This window comes from Fibrivirga algicola (assembly GCF_011742925.1).
Taxonomy (GTDB): Bacteria; Bacteroidota; Bacteroidia; order Cytophagales; family Spirosomataceae; genus Fibrella; species Fibrella algicola.
In genome coordinates this window covers 22,853-44,344 of sequence record NZ_WAEL01000006.1, presented here as the reverse complement: position 1 = coordinate 44,344, position 21,492 = coordinate 22,853, and the positions used below count along the sequence as shown (strand labels likewise).

Annotated in this window: 18 protein-coding genes; 10 read left to right on the top strand and 8 right to left on the bottom strand. The window is 50.6% G+C overall.

The features are described from left to right. Positions 1-54 precede the first annotated feature (54 nt). Complete coding sequence (locus F7231_RS16435; protein ID WP_229370043.1) at positions 55-1,263, bottom strand: FAD:protein FMN transferase; 1,209 nt, start codon at positions 1,261-1,263, stop codon at positions 55-57. A gap of 134 nt (positions 1,264-1,397) precedes the next feature. Between F7231_RS16435 and F7231_RS16430 the strand changes: the two genes are divergently transcribed. The 4 genes from F7231_RS16430 to F7231_RS16420 all read left to right on the top strand — a co-directional run bounded on the left by F7231_RS16430 (position 1,398) and on the right by F7231_RS16420 (position 6,548). Next, a complete protein-coding gene (locus F7231_RS16430; protein ID WP_166692744.1) occupies positions 1,398-2,894 on the top strand; it encodes a type III PLP-dependent enzyme domain-containing protein in 1,497 nt (498 codons plus the stop codon). Between the two features lie 13 nt (positions 2,895-2,907). Then, positions 2,908-3,036, top strand: coding sequence for a hypothetical protein (locus F7231_RS27660; RefSeq protein WP_262889681.1), 129 nt, complete (start codon positions 2,908-2,910; stop codon positions 3,034-3,036). Between the two features lie 414 nt (positions 3,037-3,450). After that, on the top strand, positions 3,451-3,921 hold the full coding sequence (locus F7231_RS16425; protein WP_085411607.1) for a MarR family winged helix-turn-helix transcriptional regulator: 471 nt from the start codon (positions 3,451-3,453) through the stop codon (positions 3,919-3,921). A 191-nt stretch (positions 3,922-4,112) separates the two neighbouring features. Further along, entirely contained in the window at positions 4,113-6,548 is a 2,436-nt protein-coding gene (locus F7231_RS16420; protein WP_166692743.1) for a 3-hydroxyacyl-CoA dehydrogenase/enoyl-CoA hydratase family protein, read from the top strand. Positions 6,549-6,701: 153 nt separating this feature from the next. Here F7231_RS16420 and F7231_RS16415 read toward each other — a convergent pair whose 3' ends face one another. Next, positions 6,702-7,139: a hypothetical protein gene (locus F7231_RS16415; protein WP_166692742.1), complete on the bottom strand. Its 438-nt coding sequence runs from the start codon at positions 7,137-7,139 to the stop codon at positions 6,702-6,704. A gap of 128 nt (positions 7,140-7,267) precedes the next feature. After that, positions 7,268-7,663, bottom strand: coding sequence for a DUF3887 domain-containing protein (locus F7231_RS16410; protein ID WP_166692741.1), 396 nt, complete (start codon positions 7,661-7,663; stop codon positions 7,268-7,270). 220 nt (positions 7,664-7,883) lie between these two features. Between F7231_RS16410 and F7231_RS16405 the strand changes: the two genes are divergently transcribed. Next, positions 7,884-8,486, top strand: coding sequence for a hypothetical protein (locus tag F7231_RS16405; protein WP_085411603.1), 603 nt, complete (start codon positions 7,884-7,886; stop codon positions 8,484-8,486). A gap of 70 nt (positions 8,487-8,556) precedes the next feature. Here the strand turns inward: F7231_RS16405 and F7231_RS16400 are convergent, their stop codons facing one another. Further along, positions 8,557-10,482 carry a RecQ family ATP-dependent DNA helicase gene (locus F7231_RS16400; RefSeq protein ID WP_085411602.1) on the bottom strand — a complete coding sequence of 642 codons (1,926 nt, stop codon included), beginning with the start codon at positions 10,480-10,482 and terminating at the stop codon, positions 8,557-8,559. Positions 10,483-10,591: 109 nt separating this feature from the next. Here F7231_RS16400 and msrB point away from each other — a divergent pair, with 109 nt between their 5' ends. From msrB to F7231_RS16380, 4 genes are all read left to right on the top strand, one after another. After that, complete coding sequence (gene msrB / locus F7231_RS16395) at positions 10,592-10,987, top strand: peptide-methionine (R)-S-oxide reductase MsrB (RefSeq protein ID WP_085411601.1); 396 nt, start codon at positions 10,592-10,594, stop codon at positions 10,985-10,987. Between the two features lie 21 nt (positions 10,988-11,008). After that, positions 11,009-13,645, top strand: coding sequence for a T9SS type A sorting domain-containing protein (locus F7231_RS16390; RefSeq protein WP_166692740.1), 2,637 nt, complete (start codon positions 11,009-11,011; stop codon positions 13,643-13,645). Positions 13,646-13,785: 140 nt separating this feature from the next. Continuing rightward, positions 13,786-14,157 (top strand): fluoride efflux transporter CrcB, encoded by a 372-nt coding sequence (gene crcB, locus F7231_RS16385; protein ID WP_166692739.1) that lies wholly within the window; start codon positions 13,786-13,788, stop codon positions 14,155-14,157. A 134-nt stretch (positions 14,158-14,291) separates the two neighbouring features. Then, complete coding sequence (locus F7231_RS16380; RefSeq protein ID WP_229370069.1) at positions 14,292-15,698, top strand: M14 family zinc carboxypeptidase; 1,407 nt, start codon at positions 14,292-14,294, stop codon at positions 15,696-15,698. Positions 15,699-15,780: 82 nt separating this feature from the next. Here the strand turns inward: F7231_RS16380 and F7231_RS16375 are convergent, their stop codons facing one another. Further along, positions 15,781-16,725 (bottom strand): DUF8428 domain-containing protein, encoded by a 945-nt coding sequence (locus F7231_RS16375; protein ID WP_085415032.1) that lies wholly within the window; start codon positions 16,723-16,725, stop codon positions 15,781-15,783. A 242-nt stretch (positions 16,726-16,967) separates the two neighbouring features. Here F7231_RS16375 and F7231_RS16370 point away from each other — a divergent pair, with 242 nt between their 5' ends. Continuing rightward, the gene (locus F7231_RS16370) at positions 16,968-18,509 is read left to right on the top strand and encodes a YifB family Mg chelatase-like AAA ATPase (protein WP_166692738.1); all 1,542 of its coding nucleotides are present in this window, start codon (positions 16,968-16,970) and stop codon (positions 18,507-18,509) included. 93 nt (positions 18,510-18,602) lie between these two features. On the opposite strand, the gene F7231_RS16365 is transcribed toward F7231_RS16370, so the two are convergent. The 3 genes from F7231_RS16365 to F7231_RS16355 all read right to left on the bottom strand — a co-directional run bounded on the left by F7231_RS16365 (position 18,603) and on the right by F7231_RS16355 (position 21,322). Continuing rightward, positions 18,603-19,631 (bottom strand): MlaD family protein, encoded by a 1,029-nt coding sequence (locus tag F7231_RS16365; protein ID WP_166692737.1) that lies wholly within the window; start codon positions 19,629-19,631, stop codon positions 18,603-18,605. 124 nt (positions 19,632-19,755) lie between these two features. Further along, the gene (locus F7231_RS16360; protein ID WP_166692736.1) at positions 19,756-20,502 is read right to left on the bottom strand and encodes an ABC transporter ATP-binding protein; all 747 of its coding nucleotides are present in this window, start codon (positions 20,500-20,502) and stop codon (positions 19,756-19,758) included. Positions 20,503-20,521: 19 nt separating this feature from the next. After that, positions 20,522-21,322 (bottom strand): MlaE family ABC transporter permease, encoded by an 801-nt coding sequence (locus tag F7231_RS16355; protein ID WP_085411595.1) that lies wholly within the window; start codon positions 21,320-21,322, stop codon positions 20,522-20,524. Positions 21,323-21,492 lie beyond the last annotated feature (170 nt).

Genomic DNA, 21,492 nt, shown 5'->3' with positions numbered 1-21,492 from the left:
ACTAATGACCAAAACGCTACGTAGCTCGGTGGTAACTCTGTGTTAAAGTTTGTTTTACCCCTTTTTCTCTCTGATCCAGACTCTTGCTTCGGGAAACGTGCGCTGCAATCGCTTTCGTTGGCCGGGCCTAGCTACACTGAATACCTTCGTTAACGCATCAGCATACGTACCTGTGGGCGCCTGAACGGTGGCCTGCACAAAGTGCCGCAGCCCCAAACCTGTTTTCGGATTCATGATGTGTGAATACCGTCGACCGTTGATATCCAGATGCCGCTCTGTATCGCCGGAAGTGGTGATGGCAGCATTTTTCAGATAAATGACCGAGTCAGCCTCAGCTCTGGCGTGGCCCGCGTCGGCGTGGCTACCTTTGGGCAAGCCAATGCGCCAGCCTTCGGGCTGTGTAGGTGGTGGATCACCAACCAGAATATCGCCGCCAATATCGAGCAGGAAAACGTAGATACCGTGCTGATGAAGCACTTTCTGCGCTTCATCGATGGCGAATCCCTGCCCAATTCCACCCAGATCGAGCCGCATACCGGACTTCCGTAACCGTACTGACTGACTACCCGGATCCAGTTCAATGTAGCGCCATGAAACAGCCCGGCGCGCTTTACGACGTTGGTTTGCATCCGGAAAGGCAAACTCGCCCCGGGTACGCTGTCGCACCGCCCGTCGCCACAACTGCGACAACGGCCCAATTGTCGGGTCATATCGTCCACCGGACTGCCGGGCAATGGTTTTGGCCTTCATCAGCACGTCGAACAGCGTCGGAGAAACATGTACCCAGCGGCCCTGCCCACTCGTTTCCGACAATAAGTTCAATTCCGACCCGTCCAGGTAATCGCTCATAATCTGGTTCAGCGTATCCATACGTGCCGAAACAGCCTTGTAGGCACGTTGTGCGGTCAGGCTGTCTGGTGCATACAGCGTGACGATGAACGTCGTACCCATCAATCCACGGCGAAAGCTATACGGCTGGTTTGTCGACACGTTGGAATATCCTTGCGCCGCATTAATCGTGAGCGTCCGCTTCCGGCTCAATAGAGAATCCTGTACATAGGATTCATTTTCCGAATGTCGACCTATCAAATAGCTATTGGTCTGTGAATTGTGGTTATCCAGCGTGTATCCACCCGCCATAAATACGTGGTCCTGGCAGCCTAACAGGGGATAACCCATCGCGGCCGCCCTTACAGAGCGACCACCTAGAACAAGGTTCACCACAATTAACAGCCAAAGTTTCCCCAAAAAACGTAACGTCATAGAATCAAACCCTCCGTAAATGCGTTTTCTACTTTGCAGATGGGGCATACTTGCATGACACCAAAATTAGCCCCACTTTCGCGACCCGTTTTTTCATTAACCACGAACAAATTCTTTATGCGCTGACCGCAGGGATGAAGACGTACTACGACCTGATTGACCAGACTTTTGAATTCCCAACCTTGGAGTTCAACGTCGAGAACAACCACCTGTTGTTCAACAATGTACCCCTGATGGACATTGTAAAGCAGTATGGCACCCCGCTTAAACTGACGTACCTGCCGAAAATTTCGGAACATATTGATCAGGCTAAGTCGCTGTTTAAGAACGCGATGAAGCGCTATAATTACAAAGGCAATTACACGTATTGCTATTGCACCAAGTCGTCGCACTTCCGGTTTGTGCTCGACGAGGTGCTTAAAAACAACGTGCACCTCGAGACCTCATCGGCGTTTGATATTCCCATTATTCGGGAGTTGTACCGGAGCGGTAAGATCAACAAGAGCACATACATCATCTGCAACGGCTACAAACGGCCACTCTACACGCAGTATATCAGCGAGCTCATCAACGAAGGTTTCAACGTGTTTCCTATTCTGGATAACCTGAAGGAAATTGAAGCCTACGAAGACTCGGTAACGGCCGAATCGGTGAATCTTGGCATCCGAATTGCAACGGATGAAGAACCAAACTTCGCGTTCTATACGTCGCGGCTTGGTATTCGCTACAGCGACATCAACGAGCTGTACAAGAGCAAGATTCAGAATAGCAGCAAGTTCAAACTGAAAATGTTGCACTTCTTCATCAATACGGGCGTGAAAGACAGCGCGTATTATTGGAGTGAGCTGAGCCGGTTCATGTACAAATACTGCGAATTGCGGAAAATCTGCCCGGACCTCGACAGCATCGATATCGGCGGCGGATTACCCATCCAGACCTCGTTCCAGTTCTCGTACGACTACCAGGCCATGATCGACCAGATCGTGGAATCGATTCAGTGGATCTGCAACAAGAACAACGTACCTGTGCCGCATATCTTCACCGAGTTCGGTTCGTATACGGTAGGGGAGAGTGGCGCCGTTATATACAAGGTGATTGACCAGAAACTTCAGAACGACAAGGAGTTGTGGTACATGATCGACGGTTCGTTCATCACGCAACTGCCCGACTCGTGGGGCTTGGGACAGAAGTACATTATGCTGTCAGTGAATAACTGGGATAATCCCTACCAGAAAGTAAATTTGGGTGGGCTTACCTGCGATTCGCACGATTTTTATAATACCGAAGTACACTCGGCTGATCTTTACTTACCTATTTTCGATCAGGAAACGGAAGATCAATATGTGGGCCTGTTCCACACGGGTGCGTACCAGGAATCGCTTGGCGGATACGGCGGCATTCAGCACTGTTTGATTCCGGCACCACAACACGTCATTGTCGACAAAGACGAGGAAGGCAACCTCCGCACGCGCCTGTTTGCGCCGGAGCAGCACAGCGAGTCGATGTTGAAAATATTGGGCTACACGCCTACCAATTTACCGCAGCCAACTGAACTGGAAGCTGCACAGGCAGCTGAAGAAGCAGATGAACTCGCCGAATTACAGCCTGAATTAGTGAAAGAAGAGAATTAACCAAATCAAACTCATGAAAAAGGTAGTGATCTTAGCGAGTGCCGTACTGTTGCTCTCAATGGGTGCCTGCGCCCGCAAAGGCGTTTGCCCGGCCTACGGAAGTGCCAAGCAAGCCAAGCCCGCCGTTACACGGGCAGCGTAATAGCCGTTTACAAACGGAAAAAGGTGACTGGATCGATCCAGTCACCTTTTTCCGTTTGTAGCCTTCGTATGATATACCTTGGTTATCAGCAAAAAACAAAACTTGACTTTATTTATTTGCCCTAATTCTCTTCGGAGTAACGACTTCCACTCTATCCTTTGAAAAAGTACCATATTCCATCAAGAAGAGAGCAGTAGCTGCACTAACGAAAGTTATTAGCATTAGAAGCATGTATTTCTTCCGATTTTCCATTTCTCTTTCATTTGGTCAAACCATAAAATTAGTTTAATTCTTTCTAGAGTTCGACCAATCCAGCAAACCACTAAAGGTAATCAGTATGCATGCATACTATTTTTGAAAATTTCGTAGTTTTGTCTAACTGAACAACTAGCTGTTGGGCAGGCGACATCCGCTATGAAGAAAGAGAAAACCGTTGATTTTCACCTGAAGTGGGGTTGGCACGCCATTTCCAGGATGTACAATGCCCACGCGGCCCGGTTCGATCTGACGATGGCTACGGGGTACGTGCTACTCAACATCGACGCTGAGCAGGGTACACCCGCTACCAAGATCGGCCCGCTACTAGGCATGGAACCACGGAGCCTGGTCAGGATGCTGAAAACGCTGGAAGAACGCGGCCTGATTCGGCGCGAGACTGACAAGTCAGACAAGCGGTTCGTGCGCATTTACCTCACGGAAGAAGGCAAAATCAAACGCGAGATGGCCCGTGAAGGCGTTATCGAATTCAACAAGATGGTTCGGGAGAAAATACCGCTCGATAAGCTGGTTGTTTTCTTCGACGTCATCAAGGAAATCAACCTGATTGTGGAAGAAGAAAACATCAAACTAAAAGCCAGCAACGCCCCAATCGAAGACGTTCTATAACTATGCATTAGTACGCGGATTAAACAGATCTAAAAGGATTCGCCGAAACGGCAGGACGTACATATTTTGGCTTGAAGTGGATGCTGGCTGACGTAAGAGCAAACCAGCTTCCATCCAAAGCCGGGCAAACACTTACTGACACACGGTATCCGCGTGCCATAAACCCATATTAATCTGCCAACACCCTTCTCATGGAAGCAACACTCGAAAAACCCAAAACAACCCAGAAGAACCGTAGCATCCGGCGTGTAGCCGTGCTTGGCTCGGGCATTATGGGGTCGCGCATTGCGGCCCATTTCGCCAATATTGGCGTCGACGTTCTGCTGCTCGATATGGTTCCGCGCGAACCGAACGCTGCTGAAGCCGCCAAAGGACTGACCACTGACAGCCCAGCCGTTCGGAACCGGATGGTTAGTGATGCCTGGCAGGCCACGTTGAAAGCTACACCTGCCTCGCTCTACAGCCCCAAATTTGCCGATCGCGTGAAACTGGGCAATTTTGACGATAACCTGAAAGACATCGCCAGTTACGACTGGGTGATTGAGGTGATCGTGGAGCGACTCGATATCAAACGGTCATTGTACGAGCGCGTTGAACAGTTCCGCAAGCCAGGTACGTTGATTACCAGCAATACCTCGGGGATTCCAATGCACCTGCTGGCCGAAGGCCGTAGCGAGGATTTCCGTCGTCACTTCTGCGGTACCCACTTCTTCAACCCGCCGCGTTACCTGCGCCTGCTCGAGATCATTCCTGGCCCCGATACCGACCCCGCCATCATTGATTTCCTGATGAGCTACGGTGATCTATATCTGGGTAAAACCACGGTTCTTTGCAAAGACACACCCGGCTTCATTGCTAACCGGCTCGGCATCTACGCTATGGTGCAGACCATCCGCGTAGCCGAAGAAATGGGCCTCAGCGTGGAGGAAGTCGACAAGCTAACCGGCCCAGTGGTTGGTCGGCCTAAGTCAGGTACGTTCCGGCTGTCAGACGTAGTGGGTCTGGATACGACCGTCAACGTGGCAAGCAATCTGGTAAAACTGGAGTACGACGAGTCGCATAAGGCGTTTGAACTGCCGTCGGTGATGCAGAAGCTGAGTGATAACAAATGGCTTGGCGACAAAACCGGTCAGGGTTTCTACAAAAAGACAAAAGATGAGAAAGGAAAGACGCTTATTCTGGCGCTGAACCTAAAAACATTTGCCTACGAACCCTCGCAGAAAGTAAAGTTTGCTACGCTGGAGAGCACCAAAGCTATCGAGAGCCTGCGGAAGCGGTTTTCGGTTCTGCTGGCCGGCACCGACAAAGCGGGCGAATTCTACCGCCGCACCTTCTCCGACGCTTTTCAGTACGCCACGAACCGGATTCCCGAAGTAGCCGATGAACTGTTTAAGATCGATGAAGCCATTAAAGCGGGCTTTGGCTGGCAGATGGGCCTGTTCGAAACCTGGGACGCCATTGGGTTGCAGGCCGGTATCGATATGATGGAAAAGCTGGGCACAAAGCCTGCGCAGTGGGTCTACGACATGGCCGCCAGCGGTGCTACCAGCTTCTACAAAACTGAAAAGGGCAAGAAGCAGTATTACGACATCACAGCGAAGGCCTACAAGACCATTCCGGGCACCGAGTCGTTCATCATTCTTGAAAGCCTGAGCGACAACGTGATCTGGAAAAATGCCGGATCAGCCATTTACGATCTGGGCGACGGCATTATCAACCTCGAATTCCGGTCGAAGATGAACACCTTCGGCGCGGAAGTGATCGAGGGCCTGAACAAGGCGATTGCACTGGCCGAGAAAGACTTCCGTGGTTTGGTGATCGGTAATGAATCGACCGAGGCGTTTTCGGCGGGGGCTAATCTGGCGACGCTGTTCATGTTTGCGCTGGAGCAGGAATACGACGAGATCAACCTGATGATCTCGCAGTTCCAGCAGAGCATGATGCGGGCGCGGTACTCGTCTATTCCGGTGGTGGGTGCGCCTCACTCACTGGCCTTGGGCGGCGGTTGCGAACTGAACCTCCACTGCGATCGCGTGGTGGCACACTCAGAAACGTACATGGGTCTGGTGGAAGTGGGCGTGGGCCTGATTCCGGCAGGTGGTGGCACCAAAGAAATGGCCGCCCGCTGCTCAGACCTCTACCAAACCGGTGACCCCGAGCTCAACATCCTGCAAGCCGCCTACATGAACATAGCCACGGCGAAAGTGTCGACCTCAGCGCAGGAAGCCCGCGAGATGAATTACCTGTTGCCCTCAGCGCAGATCGTGCTGAACCGCAGCCGTCAGATCGCCGAAGCTAAGCAGGTAGCTATTGAATTGGCGGAGAATGGTTACACGCAGCCAAAACAGCGGAATGATATTCGGGTGCAGGGCAAAACCGGCATCGCGCTGTTTAAAGCAGGGATCACGGCTATGAAAATGGGCCGGTTCATATCAGAACACGATCTGAAAATTGCCGATAAGCTAGCCTACGTTATCTGCGGCGGTGACCTGAGCTCTCCGCAGAACGTAACAGAAAAGTACCTTCTCGACCTGGAGCGCGAAGCCTTCCTATCGCTAACCGGTGAAAAGAAGACGCTGGAGCGCATCCAAAGCCTGCTTCAAGGTGGTAAGCCTCTGCGGAATTAGTACGCGGCCGACGCGAAGTTAGACTTGATTTACACGAATTGTAACGAGAAATGCCGTTCCTACTTAGGAACGGCATTTCTCGTTTTTGACTCACTATTTTGCTGTCGAAGAGACTAGCGCAAAGACCTTGCATATCACCACATAGCAGGTGCGTTACTCTTTCGCACCGGTGAAGGTTATGGCGGTTTGCGGATCGTTGGCGTTGGTCTGAACGCGCAGCACAAGGGCTTGCCGCTCCATGCCGTTGGCATTGAAAGCGCGGTCGGGTTGGACGGTGCCTAGTACCTGACCTTGCTGCGACAACTGGATGCTGTTGTCGGCCATACGCTTCAGTTGCAGGTGCGTAAACGTTTGCGCTTTCGTTGCTGGGTACTTGGTCAGGTACGTGAGCGTTACAGCAGCATCGGTTTCGGGCGTCAGCGTGGCCGTGGGCATTTTGTCGGGGGGGAGCGCAATGCAGAGGTAATCCAGGAAGCCGTTGGTCAGGTACGTACCTGACACCTCGCTCGCCAACGTTGGCGCAACGTCGTTGCTCCGGCCACAGGCGGCCGTAACTAGCAGTAAGGTGCTGAAAAGTAAGGCTTGTTTCATAGAGGCGCTGCGTTCAACTACAAGACGCAAGGTACACGCCAAACGTTGTAATTGCCTTCATTTTTTTATGTAACCGACTCACCGTTAAGCCAAACGCATCTTAAAAAATGTGAATAGAGAGTCGGTACCTATTCGGCTGGTTTCATTAGAAAGGTGGCGATCTTTCCCTCTGCGTCGCGGCTGATATAGAAATCAAGCGTGGCCAGCGCGAAGGTAGCTTTGTACTTGGCAATACCTTCTTTGATACTTATCGGTTCGGCGGCGGTCCATTTGCCCAGTTGACCAGTTACCTGTGAGGCGACCTGTTTCATCATCTCAGGTGAAATCTGGCTTTTAAACGCTGTACCCATCAAGGCATACAGTGAATCAACTTTTTGTTCATTCAAAAACCGCTGAGACAGTTTCGTGAGTGAATCCAGCTTCATCATCTCGGGCGAAGGAGCCGTTTTAGCGGGCGACGTTTGAGCGCTGGCCGAAACAATCAGGCCAATTAGCAGGGCGGCAGTAGCAAAGAAGCGTTTCATAAGTTGTTTTGTGACTTGTTGGGCCGTAAAGTAGGTTGAATAGACAAACTGGCCAAACCGATAGTTCTCTAAGCGGACAGTTCACCTGATGAGCGGGGTTTTCAGGCAAGCTATCGATTGCTTGTGTACTGAACTCATGCCAGCAGTTGGCCGATGTCTCTTCGGTTCCGAAAGTCGGGACTATTGTATTTTTTCCAATCATTTCACTTACTCACGTAGTATGAAAAAGGTAATCGCTTTATGCTCAGCTATCCTGATGGGCTTTAGTGCCCAGGCACAGGAATTCAAACCATTCAAAGTAAACGTATCAATCGGTGCTGCTATTCCTAGCGGTGGTGGTGGTGTTCTGTTCGCAGTTGAGCCTAAATATGGCTTCAGCGACCAGTTTGACCTCGGTCTGCGTTTAGAAGGAGCCGGTATGGCCCGTAACGTAGTTGTAAGTGGCAACTCGACATCGGGCGACGCCAAATTTGCCGGTTCATACCTGTTAACTGGTAACTACATGCTCTCAACAGAGGGTTTCCGTCCATTTGTTGGAATTGGCGCGGGTCTGTTCGGCATTGGTAGCACAGGGGTTGTCGTAAACTCAGGTGGTCAAAACTACAACGGTACTATTTCAGCTGGTAACGTTTTCGGCGGTATGGCTCGGGTAGGTTTCAAAACCGGTCACTTCGTTCTGGGTGTTGAATACAACCTGGTGCCAAACACGAGTTCGATCGTTTATGACGACAAGGGTGTTAATAAACTGGGTACGAGCGTTGAAAGCAAAAATTCATATGTTGGCGTGAAGGTTGGCTTCGATATTGGCGGTGGCCGTCGGTAGTCAGGTACGTTCTTAACAAGAAAGCCCGTCAGATACACTCTGACGGGCTTTCTTGTTTTATGCACTGCGTTCACCGGTTCATTGTCAAGTTGCCGGCAGCATTGTAGCGTAGCTCTTCCTCGGCGAGCATCAGACGCACAGTTAGAGTCAGGTCGTTTTCGTCGGTTTTGCTGAAGTAACCAGACAATTGCCGGGGTGACACGCCTCTGTCTTGCGATAAGGTCACGTACTGACGTACCTGCTCACGTACCTGTGGGTCAGGCCCTGCTTTTTTCTTTGCTTTCAGGCAGTTGTCACACACGCCACAGGCTGCGTCTGTCTGTTCGCCAAAATAGTTTTGCAGGAGACGGGTCCGGCATTGGGTTTGGTGCCGGGCGTAGTCGACAGAGGCCTGGGCTTTAGCTATAGCATGCTGACGCCGTTTTTCTAGCCCCTGCACATCAAACGGAAGCTGCCGGGCATCTTGCCGGGGGGTCAGGTACGTTAGCTGGGGCTTGTCAGTCTGTTTTTCGTAAATGATCACCTCTCGCTCGGCCAACTGCGTCAGCAATTGGATAATCTCGTTTTCTGAGACCATGAACGCTCGTGACAGGTTCCCCTCCGAAATGGGCAGGAAGTCGGTGAAGAGTTCACCACCATACATACGCAGCAATAGCTTGATAAATGGATCGAAACGGGGATTCATGACCTGGAACTCATAGATAGCCCGGTTATCCATGTTGATCACCACCCGAGATGGCCGGAAATAGGCTTCACTCAGATCGATATAACCTGCCATTTGCAGCTGCTTCAGGGCATAGTGCGTGTCTTGCGGGGGTAGTGAATACGTTTTGGTGAACTGAGCCAGGTCGAAATCAAACGTGGCGAATTCACCACTGCCTACAGGTACCTTCGTGTAGTTGGCCAATGCCTGATAGGTACGTCGAATGAGGTCGACAGACGGGTACTGCTGTTCAGTTTGGAACAGAACATGTTCGCAATCGGCTTCGGTATAGAGCAAAACAGCGTACGCTTTCTGCCCGTCTCGTCCGGCGCGGCCTGCTTCCTGGTAGTACGCTTCCAGGGTATCGGGCGGGTCGAGGTGGATCACAACACGCACGTCGGGCTTATCGATTCCCATTCCGAAGGCGTTGGTCGAGACAATAACGCGGGTGTGGTTGTTGATCCAGTCTTCCTGTTTTTGTGAGCGTTCGGGCGTGCTGAGGCCTGCATGATAGAAATCGGCAGATATCCCCTGCCTCACCAACCAATCGGCGATGTACTGCGTTTGTCGCCGGCTGCGAACGTATACGATGCCAGTGCCGGGTACGTTAGTCAGGATCTTCAGCAGACGGGCTTCTTTACCTTCTTCCAGCATGGCTGAGTAAGACAGGTTGGCGCGCGCAAATGTTTGCCGAAATACCTGATAGCCGGCTCTGAAATCCAGTTTGTCCACAATCTCCCGTTGCACATCCGGTGTGGCCGAGGCTGTCAGGGCTACAGTAGGAATGGTCCCTGTACCCTCTTCAGAGAGCTTATCCCTAAACTCAGCGATCTGTAAATAGGGGGGACGAAAGTCATGCCCCCAAGCCGAAATACAGTGCGCCTCGTCGACGGCAAGCAGGCAAACGGTCATTTGCCTGGCCCGTTCAATCATAATTTCGGTACGTAATCGCTCGGGCGAGACATACAAAAACTTCAGATTTCCGTAAATGCAGTTATCGAGAATAGTGTCGATTTCGCGATAATGCATGCCCGAGTGGATCGCCGCCGCCGGAATGCCGCGCCGCCGAAGCTGAAACACCTGGTCCTTCATGAGGGCAATGAGGGGGGTAACCACAATACAGACCCCATCCATACCCAGGGCAGGCACCTGAAAACAGATCGATTTACCACCACCCGTAGGCATCAGTACCAGCGCGTCATGTCCATCAAGTAAGGCATTCACAATGTCTTCCTGCAATGGCCGGAAAGCCGAGTAACCCCAATACGTTTGCAACAGTTGTGGCGCAGTCATACGTATTACAAAAATAAGCGTACCTCACCGGCTTTCGGTAAGACAATTGGGTAGTGTTGTTCGTTTATGAGAATAAACCGCGGTTCGCCGGTTAGAAAAGCTCTGTACTATGGAAAAAGTTGTAAAGACCGACGAAGAGTGGCGTCAGATACTAACGCCTGAACAATTTCGGGTAGCCCGACAGAAAGGCACCGAACGGGCATTTACCGGTGCGTACTGTGAATCGAAAGAGCCGGGTACGTATGCCTGCGTTTGCTGTGGCACCCCACTCTTTGAATCGACAACCAAATTTGAATCGGGTACGGGCTGGCCGAGCTTCACCGAACCGCTTCAGGCAGATGCCATCCGGCTCGAAAAAGACTACAGCTACGGTATGTATCGGGTGGAGGTGCTTTGCAATATATGCGACGCTCACTTGGGTCACGTGTTCGACGATGGACCGCCGCCAACGGGCTTGCGCTATTGCCTTAATTCTGTATCTTTAGTATTAATCAATCCTTCTTGACTCTGACCCAATATTACGTATATGATGCATCAATACGCATTGCGTTTGCTGGTAGTGCTCTTGCTGGCTGGTAGCTCGTTAATGGCCCAACAACGGACGTCTACAGCTCGTACCAAGCCGTTGACCACTTACGAAAGTTTCGCCCTTCGAAACAGAGTCGCCAAAGCGGATCCGATCATTTGCTATTCGTCGGCCGAAAATGTCTTCACCCGCATTGGACCGCCCGCTGGTTTCAATGATGCGCGCGCTCGCCGGGCGGCCACCTCAACGTTTATTGTTCAATACATCGGGTACCCCGACAGTGCCAGAGCAGCGTTTCAGCGAGCAGTCGACATTTGGTCTACCCTGATTGTTAGCCCTGTACCAATTCGGATCAAAGCAACGTGGCGTTCACTGGGGACGGGCGTACTCGGCAGCGCCAGCCCGGCAACGTATATTGGTGCACCTGACGGTTCGCAACGGGCTACCAGCTATTACCCGATTGCGCTGGCTGAAAAAATTGCCCGCCGCAACATTAATCATCCTGACTCAGCTGATATTGTTGCTAACTTCAGTAGCACCAACACCTGGTACACAGGCCTCGACGGTAATCCCAAGTCTGGCCAGTATGATCTGGTCACCATTGTACTGCACGAACTAGGCCACGGTTTAGGCTTTACGGGTGGTATTCGGGCCAGTGCGTCAAGCCAGGAGGGAGGCATCGCGCTGCCAACTGTTTTTGACACCTACATAGAAAATCAGTTAGGTACAAAAATTCTCAATACGACTATTGCTAACAATGCATCGAGTCTTTTCACCCAGATTACCGGTCAAAACCTGTTTCTAAACGGACCAATTCTGCAGCAACGAACAGGTGGACGGGCTAAACTATACGCCCCAACTACCTACAGCACAGGGTCGAGCTTGTACCACCTCGACGAAAACACGTATCGGGCAGGTACGCCCAATGCCCTGATGACCCCTTTTGTGGCTGCTACCGAAGTAGCTCAAAATCCGGGACCTGCAGTACTGGCATTTTTCGAAGATATGGAGTGGAAAACAACCTCACTGCTTCATACACCTGTTTCTGATATTGAAACGACGACTGGCGTAACATTTACGGCCCGGGTTGTCAGCGATACCGTGCTGGGGTCAGACCCACCCAAGCTTTTTTACCGCACGGGCATCCCTACCACCGGAAACAGCGCGTATAAGCAGGTAAATATGGTCCGGCAAGGTACAACTGACACTTACGCGGTTACGTTGCCTCCCAGCGAAGTTCCGGGCCGCACAGTGTACTATATACAAACCCAGGACGCTGGTGGTCGTACGTTTACAAACCCCGGCAAAGACAATCTTGGTACAACGCAGTACTACTACTCGTTTACGGTTGGTGCCGATGTAGTGCCACCTACAATTGTTCACTCGCCTGAGCAAACCGTTTTGCTGGAAGCAGAGGTAGACACATTATTGATTTTAGCTAAAGTCACTGACGACCGTCGCCTTCTAAACGCAGCCCGCACGAAACAGGGGGTAGACACCGTGTACATCGATTACCGGATCAATGGAGTTGCCAGAACGCCTATTTCGATGACACTGGCTAACTCGGATATAGTACCCGACAGCACTTGGTTTGGCCTTATTCCAATTGCTGCCCGTTCGTTGAAAGCTGGCGACGTACTTAGCTACCGCATCATTGCCCGTGATATATCTGCTGCCCGCAACCAGGCTGTTAGTCCGGCTACTGGTTTCTACTCGGTTAGTGTAGTGGCTCCGCAGACCACAGTTAGATCGCAATACATCAATGACTTCAACTCGGCCACTGCCGGTGCCGATTTTGTGGGCGATGGGTTTAGAATTGAGCAGCCAACGAGTTTCAGCAGCGCCAGCATCAACTCCGATCACCCATACAAAAACGGAGCGAACATATTCAGTGAAAGCAATTCCACCTACACGTTGCTTGCCCCGATTCGAGTAAAAGCGAACCCTGACAGTAGTCGTATTCAGTTCGATGAGATTGTGCTGGTAGAACCAAGCGATCCGGGGTCAGTTTATGGCGATGATGGCTTCTACGACTATGTGATTGTTGAGGCCAGCAAGAACAACGGACAAACCTGGTTGCCGCTGGTAGACGGATATAATATCAATGACAAAGCGGAATGGATCACGGCCTGGAATTCGAGTTCAGCTGCCGGTTTACCCAACGAAACCAATTCAACAGCAGTTGGTCGGCCTGCGCTTTTGAAGCCACGTACTATTTTCATTCAGGCATCGGGTAATTTTGCAGCTAACGATGTTATCCTGATCCGCTTCAGGCTGTTTTCCGATCAGCTTGTACATGGCTGGGGCTGGCAGATCGACAACCTGAAAGTGCAGGTGGCTCCACCACCACCAATTCTGGCCACCGAGCCGTTGCCGCTGGCCTCCTTCTCGGTCTATCCGAATCCCGCCAACGGATCGGTCCGGGTACATGCTGAGCTATCGCAAACTGCTACCGAAGGCATCATGACACTGAGTGGCCCTAGTGGCCAAACGTTACGGCAGTTGCCTATTGCCGTGCGAAACGGCAAACAGATCAGTGAGCAACTCGACGTAAGCCAGCTGCCTGCCGGTATGTATTTCCTGCAATTGAATGCAGGCGATGCCAAACAGGTTAAAAAGATAGTAGTAACCCATTAGGGTAACCGTACCACGGACTTCAGTCTGTTTCGTCCATTTAAAAACGGACTGAAGTCCGTGGTACAGCTCAGACTATAGTGTTCAAGTACGTTTAAGCGTATTTTGACCCTATATTCTGAGCTTTTTTCGTTCTGGAACTGATGTCTCCTTATATCCTTGTTTTTCTGGGTGGTGGTTTGGGCAGTGTACTTCGCTACATGCTGGGGAAAGCTATACCTGCTGATGCGCTGGGTACGTCTTTTCCACTCAGTATCCTTACGGTTAATATTCTGGCATCGGTTGTATTAGGGGCGACAATTGGCTGGGTAGCCGGCCGTCCCGAAGCCGAACCCTGGCGCCTGCTGATCGGGGTTGGCCTATGCGGTGGGCTCAGTACGTTTTCCAGCTTCAGCCAGGATAACCTGCTATTGCTGCAACAAGGAAGGGTAGGGGTTGCCTTTATTAACATTAGCCTTAACGTAGTTGGTTGCCTGCTGGCTTCAGCAGTCGGCTGGTGGCTCACCACTAAATGAGTATGCTAGCAACTACGAAAGACGACTTGATCTGCATGCACATCATGACTATCCGTCAGGCAATAGCTGCACTAGCTTACCAATCACAGACAAGCAAACGGCCAATTCATTCCTTATTGATTTTACTTTTGTGCATGATTTCGTCGACCAATACCCAGGCCCAGGAGCTAACGAGACAGTTACACGATGCCCACGATACGTTCAAAGACTCGTCTTTTACGCACCGACGATTTAAACACCGCGACATTGTGCCGATTTTGCAGTTGCTGGGTGGCCCATTGTCGGTCAGTCAGGTAGGTACGTCACTGGAAGGTCGCAGTATTCATCAAGTGCAGGCAGGGACAGGACCAATTCCGGTGTTACTTTGGTCGCAAATGCACGGCGACGAGGCTACGGCTACTATGGCCCTGTTCGATATTTTTCGATTTCTACAGGCTTCCAACGACGGGTTCGATGAGTTTCGTCAGACCATTCTGGCCAATACGTCGCTTTATTTTGTGCCCATGCTGAATCCGGACGGAGCCGAACGATTTCAGCGACGTACCTCAGCTGATATCGACATGAATCGGGATGCGCTGCGGTTGCAATCACCCGAGTCGGTGCTGTTAAAGCGCTTGCAGCAGACGCTAAAGCCACTGGTTGGCTTTAATCTACATGATCAGAACCCGCGCTACAGCGTGGGCAACTCAGGTAAACAGGCCGTCGTTTCGTTTCTGGCAACCGCGTATGATCCCGCTCGGCACGTGAATGAGGTCAGAAAGCGGTCGATGCAGTTGATTGTGGGTATGAATCGGGTACTTCAACAATTTATTCCCGGTCAGGTAGCCCGCTACGACGATGAGTTTGAACCGCGTGCCTTCGGCGACAATATTCAGAAGTGGGGCACAACGTTAATACTCATCGAGTCGGGTGGGCAGGTTGGCGATCCCGAAAAGATGAGCATACGCCGACTCAACTTTGTGGCTATTCTTACAGCTCTGTACGCTATTGCAACCGAGTCATACATAGCCGAAACTATAACCGACTATCAGGCTATTCCTGAAAACACCCGCAGCCTGTTCGACCTGCTGATTCGCAACGCAACGGTGATTCGTAATGGAAAACCGTACACTATCGACCTAGGCATTAATCATTATGAAGTAAATACTGACTCTGCCCGCGGCTTTTACTACCGTAGTCAGATTGAGGATCTTGGCGACCTATCTACTTTTCACGGCCTGACAGAAGTCGATGCCACTAGCCTGACGTTTGCACCTGTCCGTGTACACGCTACTTCACTAGATTCGCTTGGCGACCTGCGCAAGCTGGATTTGGCGGCCCTTCGGGAAGAGGGAGTCGTTGCGTTCAGGCTACGCGGGAAGCTTAAAAAAGATACAGTACCAAAATTCCCAGTTCACGTAGTATCGGAAGGGAAATTACCAGGTCGCTCACCTCTTATTGGGCAGTTACCAACCTTCTTACTGAAGCAGGGTAGCAAAATAAAGTACGTTTTTATCAACGGGTTCAGCGACGAATTAGCTGGTAACGGTGTAGCTGAGTAAGTCTACTTCCTCGTCATAAACCAACAAAAAACCCCGCCAGAATGACTCTGACGGGGTTTTCTATAGTTAACTAAAGCGTAATTTAACGTACCGCAAAACCACCAGCGCCGATTTTGAAACCTTCGCTATACAGTTCAACGGTGTATTTACCTGGCCGGTAGGGTGTACCCCGCGTATACAACAGTTCTACATTCTTCCCATTCCGGTCATAATCCACAGTCTGTTTAACAGTGTAAACCATTTCGTCGCCACCCGACTTGAACGTACCTGAACCATTGGCCATATCAGAAATTACGGCTCCATCAGGGTCCAGCACACGGATAAACACATCTTTGGGTTCCTCCTGCGTGATTGGGTTGTCGGCAAGCGCATACACTAGTTTGATCTTGTCAAGACGTTTCGCCTTGTACGCATCGTCTTCTTTCTCTTTGCCTTTCGGATTCACAGCCAGCACTTTAATGTTCTGCGCTTTGAGTGCAGATGCCCGCGTTACCTTCGAGGCAAGCTCCTGATTTTGCGACGCCACAACGGCCACTGTATCTTCCAGTTGTTGACGCCTTGTTTTCAGGCCTACGTTTTCTGTGTTCAGCGTCTGGTTGTCGACGGCTAATACTTCTTTTTCACGCTGAAGGATGGCGATAGCAGTATCCTTTTCAGCCAGATATGCCATGTATTCCTGAATCTTGAGCTCATACTTAGCAATATTTGCCCGAGACAATTTAGCTCCCCTCGACAGGGCTACTTTATCGGCTTCAAGGTCGGCTTTTACCTTTTGAAGTTCCGTTACGTCACCGCCTAACTTCTGTACTTCAGCGATTTTAGCGTCTAAGGCGGTCGAAATCGAATCAAGCTTTACGCGGGTGTTCGATAACTCTTCCACGCGCTCTGCAATTGTCACTTCCTGGGTTTCAGTTACCGTTTTCTTGTCGAAATACAGGTAGCTTGTCACTCCTGCCAAGCCCGTCATTAGTATAAGGGCGGCTAGAAGTGCTCCGTTTGCCTTTGGCTTCTGCTGATTACTCTCCATAAGATAGTACGAATTTTTAAAATGAAACAAACACGAACTAGGGTATTAGGTAGAGTATGTCTATAGAATTGCAGTTTTCGATTAAGCGATATGGACATAACGTAAAATGAGTCAACATAGTGCACGAGGTTAGCAAATGGGCTGACGAGTAAGCAATTGGGTACGTCGGATATCCCGGTTTGGTTGTAGTTTTGACTGTTATACCTTTTCGGTGTAACCGTATAGTTGCCTACCGTAAAGCCATGCTTGCAAAAACTTTTGGCGCAGCCGTTTATGGCGTAAACGCCACCATTATTACCGTTGAAGTGACAGCCGGACAGGGCATGAAATTTTTCATGGTCGGCTTACCCGACAGTGCCGTAAAAGAAAGCGAACAACGCGTTGAATCATCGCTAAAGTACTGTGGATACCGAATGCCGCGCCAGAAAGTAGTCGTTAATCTGGCCCCGGCCGACATTCGGAAAGAGGGGTCCGCCTACGATTTGCCCATTGCTCTCTGTGTATTAAAAGCGTCTGAGCAGGTCAATTTCGAGAAAGAGCTTGACGAGTACGTCATTATGGGCGAACTCGCTTTAGACGGCACATTACGTCCCATAAAAGGGGTATTACCTATTGCTATTGAAGCGCGAAAAAAAGGGTACAAAGGTTTTGTATTACCCGTTGAAAACGCCGAAGAGGCCGCTATTGTCAACAACCTCGACATCATTCCGGTCGAAACAATGATGGATGCGCTCGAATTTTTTGAGGGCAAAAAAGCCATTGAGCCATTGGTCGTCGACACCCGGGATCTGTTTTTCAGTAGCCAAAACGCATACGATGCTGACTTTGCGCACGTGCAGGGGCAGGAAAACATCAAGCGGGCGATGGAAATTGCTGCCGCCGGTGGGCACAATGTTATCATGATTGGGCCACCCGGTGCCGGCAAAACCATGCTGGCCAAACGGTTGCCCACCATTCTACCCCCCATGACGTTGCAGGAAGCGCTGGAAACGACCAAAATTCACTCCGTAGCAGGCAAACTAGGGTCAAAGGCCACGCTGGTCTCGCAGCGGCCCTATCGGGCGCCACACCATACCATATCAGACGCAGCACTGGTAGGAGGGGGGAGCTTTCCACAACCCGGTGAGATATCGCTGGCCCATAATGGGGTTCTTTTTCTGGACGAACTACCGGAGTTTAAGCGATCGGCCCTGGAAGTGATGCGGCAACCGCTCGAAGACCGCAAGGTGAGCATTTCACGGGCAAAATGGGCTGTGGAGTTCCCGGCCAATTTTATGTTGATCTCAAGCATGAATCCCTGCCCCTGTGGCTACTACAACCACCCCGACAAAGAGTGCGTGTGCGGCCCCGGTGTAGTGCAGAAATACCTGAACAAGGTAAGTGGCCCCCTGCTCGACCGGATCGATCTACATGTAGAGGTGACGCCCGTTTCCTTTGATCAGATGACAGGTAATCGGCCCGCCGAAACCAGTGAAGCCATTCGCGAGCGCGTAATCAAAGCGCGTGAACGGCAGATAAAGCGGTTTGAAGGTCACGATGGCATCTATTCCAACGCCATGATGCCCTCTCAAATGGTGAAAGAAGTCTGCGAAATTAACCAGGCGGGGCGCATTTTGCTTAAGACCGCTATGGAACGCCTTGGCTTGTCGGCCCGCGCCTATGACCGTATCTTGAAAGTATCCAGGACAATTGCCGATCTCGCCAACACAGACGATATCCGGATCGAGCACTTGGCTGAAGCCATTCAATACCGTAGCCTCGATCGGGAGAACTGGGCGGGATAAAGGTGACACAACTAACCAAAACAGACACGGCCCGCTCACATTTGACTATGAGCGGGCCGTGTCTGTTTTGGTTAGTTATATCGCTTTGGGCCGCTACCTAACCGAGTCAGCGGGGGTGGTGGGGGTCGGCGACCCGTTCTTTTCAGCTTCTTTCGCGGCTTTGGCTTTGGCCTTTTCCTGTTTCTTGAAATAGCCCCGGAACAGGAAATTGCTCTTTAATGCTTCAAGGTTTTCATCGAGCTTCTTAGTACTGCTGTTCAGGTTACGAACTGTACCGCGAATATCATTTCCGACCGACAGGTCGCTGGTCAGCACACCGAGGGCGCTGTTTCCATTTTTGAGCTTCTCGCTGGCCTGTTTCACATCAGCAACTACATCATTGGCTGATACAGAAGCCCGTTGTAGGTTAGCGGTCGACGCCCGAACACTACGCATGATGGCCGTGTCTGATACCAAATCATTCGCTAGCGTACCTGGGCGGTTCAGCTTCGCCGTGTAAACAGTCAGTGAATTAGTCATTTTAGCGGCATTATTGGATGCCGTCTGTAGTCCGTTCATTGTTCCCCGGAACGTCTGCACGATCGTTGTATCATTCAGCAACAGACCAGCCAGACCCCGTCCATTTTTAACCCGGTTCACAATGCTCCCAATGTCGGTCGTAATTTTCAGCAGGTTACGGTTAGTTATCTGTAAGGTGTCAATGATTGATTCCATGCTGAGTGCTTCCCGAGCCCGTAGTTGATCACCTTCTTCTACGGGCGGTGATTTTGGCGAACCACCCACAATGACAATCAGTTTGTTCCCGATCAGTCCGTCAGAACCAAGGGTTGCCTGAGCATCTTTCCGAATGTATTGAGCCGACTTTTCTTCAATGTTCATGTCGACCTCTACCTTCGAGGCACCCACAAAGCTGATGCGCTTGATGGTGCCGATTTTTACGCCCGAAAACCAAACGTTATTGCCTGTTTTCAAGCCGCCAACGTCGTTGAATACGGCCTTAATCTGGAGCGTAGATACGAATCGTTTTTGCTGGCCACCCAAGAACAGAATGCCCGCAATCAGAATGGTTAGACCAATAAGTACAAATAGGCCGACTATTACGCCACGTCGATTTGATTTCATAAAGTTGTGTGTTGACTAGAACGCGGGTGAAGCATATTAATGCTTGCACTTATACCTCAGATGAACTTGATTGAACACAAAGCCATGTACATTAACTCAAACTGCGGTATCTGCTCCCCCATTGTTATTCAGTGAAATTGTAGTGATAGAATTGTTTAACACGTTCGTCGTCGGTAGCAAATACCTCGTCGAACGTACCCACCCGCTGAAACTGTCCGTCGAACAGCATAGCGATTCGGTCACCAACGGTTTTAGCACAGGTGAGATCGTGGGTAATGATGATTGATGAAGCCCCGTGGCGCTCCTGTACTTCGTTGATTAGGTTATTGATGTCCGTACAGGTTATTGGGTCAAGACCCGCCGTAGGTTCATCATATAACATTATTTCGGGCTTCAGGATCAGCGTACGGGCAATACCGATTCGTTTACGCTGACCACCCGATAGCTCAGATGGTACCTGATTGATAGCCTGTTTCAACCCTACGTCGTCAAGAGCTTCTTCGACCTGCCGGTTTATTTCGGCGCGCGTCAGGTTGCGGACATTACGCACCAGCGGAAACTCCAGGTTTTCGCGGACTGTCATACTATCGTACAACGCACTATTCTGAAAGGAGAATCCAACCTTCAGACGAAGCTGATCAAGGGCAATAGAATCTAGCGCAGTAACGTCTTCATCTAGCACCTTTACGGTTCCCGAATCGGGCTTTAACAGGCCGACCAGTACCTTGATCAATACTGATTTACCTGTTCCGGAACGACCCAGCACGACCAGGTTTTCTCCTTTGTATAGATCCAGATCAACCCCGCGCAAGACGTAGTTATCGCCAAAGGCGACATGCAGGTCTTTTATCTGAATAACTGATTGTGGCATAGCTAATGGAGTGGTTTACCTACATATCCCGGATGGCTCCGACAATTTGTAAGGCGAGTAATTCTTCGACAAATACCAGAAACATCGAGGTTACCACCGACGCATTGGCTGCTTTACCAACCCCTTCTGTGCCTTTTGATGAATTATACCCCTGATAGCAGCCAACCATACCGATGGTAAACCCGAAAACAATCGATTTAACCACCGACGAGAAGATATCAAGGAAGGTAATGGTGTTGAATACTTCGCTGATAAAGGACCGCATACTGGTTGCTTCATTCCCACTTACATTGAGGAATGACCCCAGCAGACCTACCGCAATAGCGTACATCGTAAGCACCGGAATCATAAACGTGGTGGCCAATACCCGACTGACTACCAGAAATTTGAACGGGTTGGTAGCCGACACCTCCATGGCATCTATCTGCTCGGTTACCCGCATTGAGCTTAATTCAGCTCCAATGTTTGAGCCTACGCGCCCGGCTGCAATCAGCGAAGTCACCAGCGGCCCAATAGCCCGCACCAGCGCAATGGATACCAGCGAAGGCAACCACGAGGTAGCACCAAACTGCGCCAGTGAAGGACGCGACTGATTAGTGAATACAATACCGGTAATGAAGCCCGTCAGGGAGATTAGCGGGAGCGAACGCACCCCCACCTCGTAGCATTGCCGGATTATTTCACGCCCTTCGTAGGGGGGGAGTACGACCTCTCGAAAGAAGCGGCCCATAAACGTGAATATGTTGTACAGAGACAACAGTATCCCGTCGAAGCGCTTACTTAGAAATGGACGTTCAGTGGGTTGCGAAGAGGAATTCATTCCAACTTGTTAAAATATTGTGGTGTAGTGCTGAAGAAGTAAACGATTCATCAGCCTAGTAGTTTAAATAGCCTACAAACCGGGAAATTATTTTGGCTTTTAATAATGATTGAACGATTTGCCACAATTAAATGTATCAACATTAAATACAGTTGAAAATAAAAATAACT

Excerpts from the sequence above, each read along its gene's own strand:
- F7231_RS16375 (WP_085415032.1), bottom strand. The coding sequence starts at position 16,725 with ATGGAGAGTAATCAGCAGAAGCCAAAGGCAAACGGAGCACTTCTAGCC.
- F7231_RS16430 (WP_166692744.1), top strand. The coding sequence starts at position 1,398 with ATGAAGACGTACTACGACCTGATTGACCAGACTTTTGAATTCCCAACC.
- F7231_RS16405 (WP_085411603.1), top strand. The coding sequence starts at position 7,884 with ATGAAAAAGGTAATCGCTTTATGCTCAGCTATCCTGATGGGCTTTAGT.
- F7231_RS16370 (WP_166692738.1), top strand. The coding sequence starts at position 16,968 with ATGCTTGCAAAAACTTTTGGCGCAGCCGTTTATGGCGTAAACGCCACC.
- F7231_RS16410 (WP_166692741.1), bottom strand. The coding sequence starts at position 7,663 with ATGAAACGCTTCTTTGCTACTGCCGCCCTGCTAATTGGCCTGATTGTT.
- F7231_RS16425 (WP_085411607.1), top strand. The coding sequence starts at position 3,451 with ATGAAGAAAGAGAAAACCGTTGATTTTCACCTGAAGTGGGGTTGGCAC.
- F7231_RS16390 (WP_166692740.1), top strand. The coding sequence starts at position 11,009 with ATGATGCATCAATACGCATTGCGTTTGCTGGTAGTGCTCTTGCTGGCT.
- crcB (WP_166692739.1), top strand. The coding sequence starts at position 13,786 with ATGTCTCCTTATATCCTTGTTTTTCTGGGTGGTGGTTTGGGCAGTGTA.
- F7231_RS16380 (WP_229370069.1), top strand. The coding sequence starts at position 14,292 with ATGATTTCGTCGACCAATACCCAGGCCCAGGAGCTAACGAGACAGTTA.
- F7231_RS16400 (WP_085411602.1), bottom strand. The coding sequence starts at position 10,482 with ATGACTGCGCCACAACTGTTGCAAACGTATTGGGGTTACTCGGCTTTC.
- F7231_RS16435 (WP_229370043.1), bottom strand. The coding sequence starts at position 1,263 with ATGACGTTACGTTTTTTGGGGAAACTTTGGCTGTTAATTGTGGTGAAC.
- F7231_RS16360 (WP_166692736.1), bottom strand. The coding sequence starts at position 20,502 with ATGCCACAATCAGTTATTCAGATAAAAGACCTGCATGTCGCCTTTGGC.
- F7231_RS16365 (WP_166692737.1), bottom strand. The coding sequence starts at position 19,631 with ATGAAATCAAATCGACGTGGCGTAATAGTCGGCCTATTTGTACTTATT.
- F7231_RS16420 (WP_166692743.1), top strand. The coding sequence starts at position 4,113 with ATGGAAGCAACACTCGAAAAACCCAAAACAACCCAGAAGAACCGTAGC.
- F7231_RS16415 (WP_166692742.1), bottom strand. The coding sequence starts at position 7,139 with ATGAAACAAGCCTTACTTTTCAGCACCTTACTGCTAGTTACGGCCGCC.
- F7231_RS16355 (WP_085411595.1), bottom strand. The coding sequence starts at position 21,322 with ATGAATTCCTCTTCGCAACCCACTGAACGTCCATTTCTAAGTAAGCGC.
- msrB (WP_085411601.1), top strand. The coding sequence starts at position 10,592 with ATGGAAAAAGTTGTAAAGACCGACGAAGAGTGGCGTCAGATACTAACG.
- F7231_RS27660 (WP_262889681.1), top strand. The coding sequence starts at position 2,908 with ATGAAAAAGGTAGTGATCTTAGCGAGTGCCGTACTGTTGCTCTCAATG.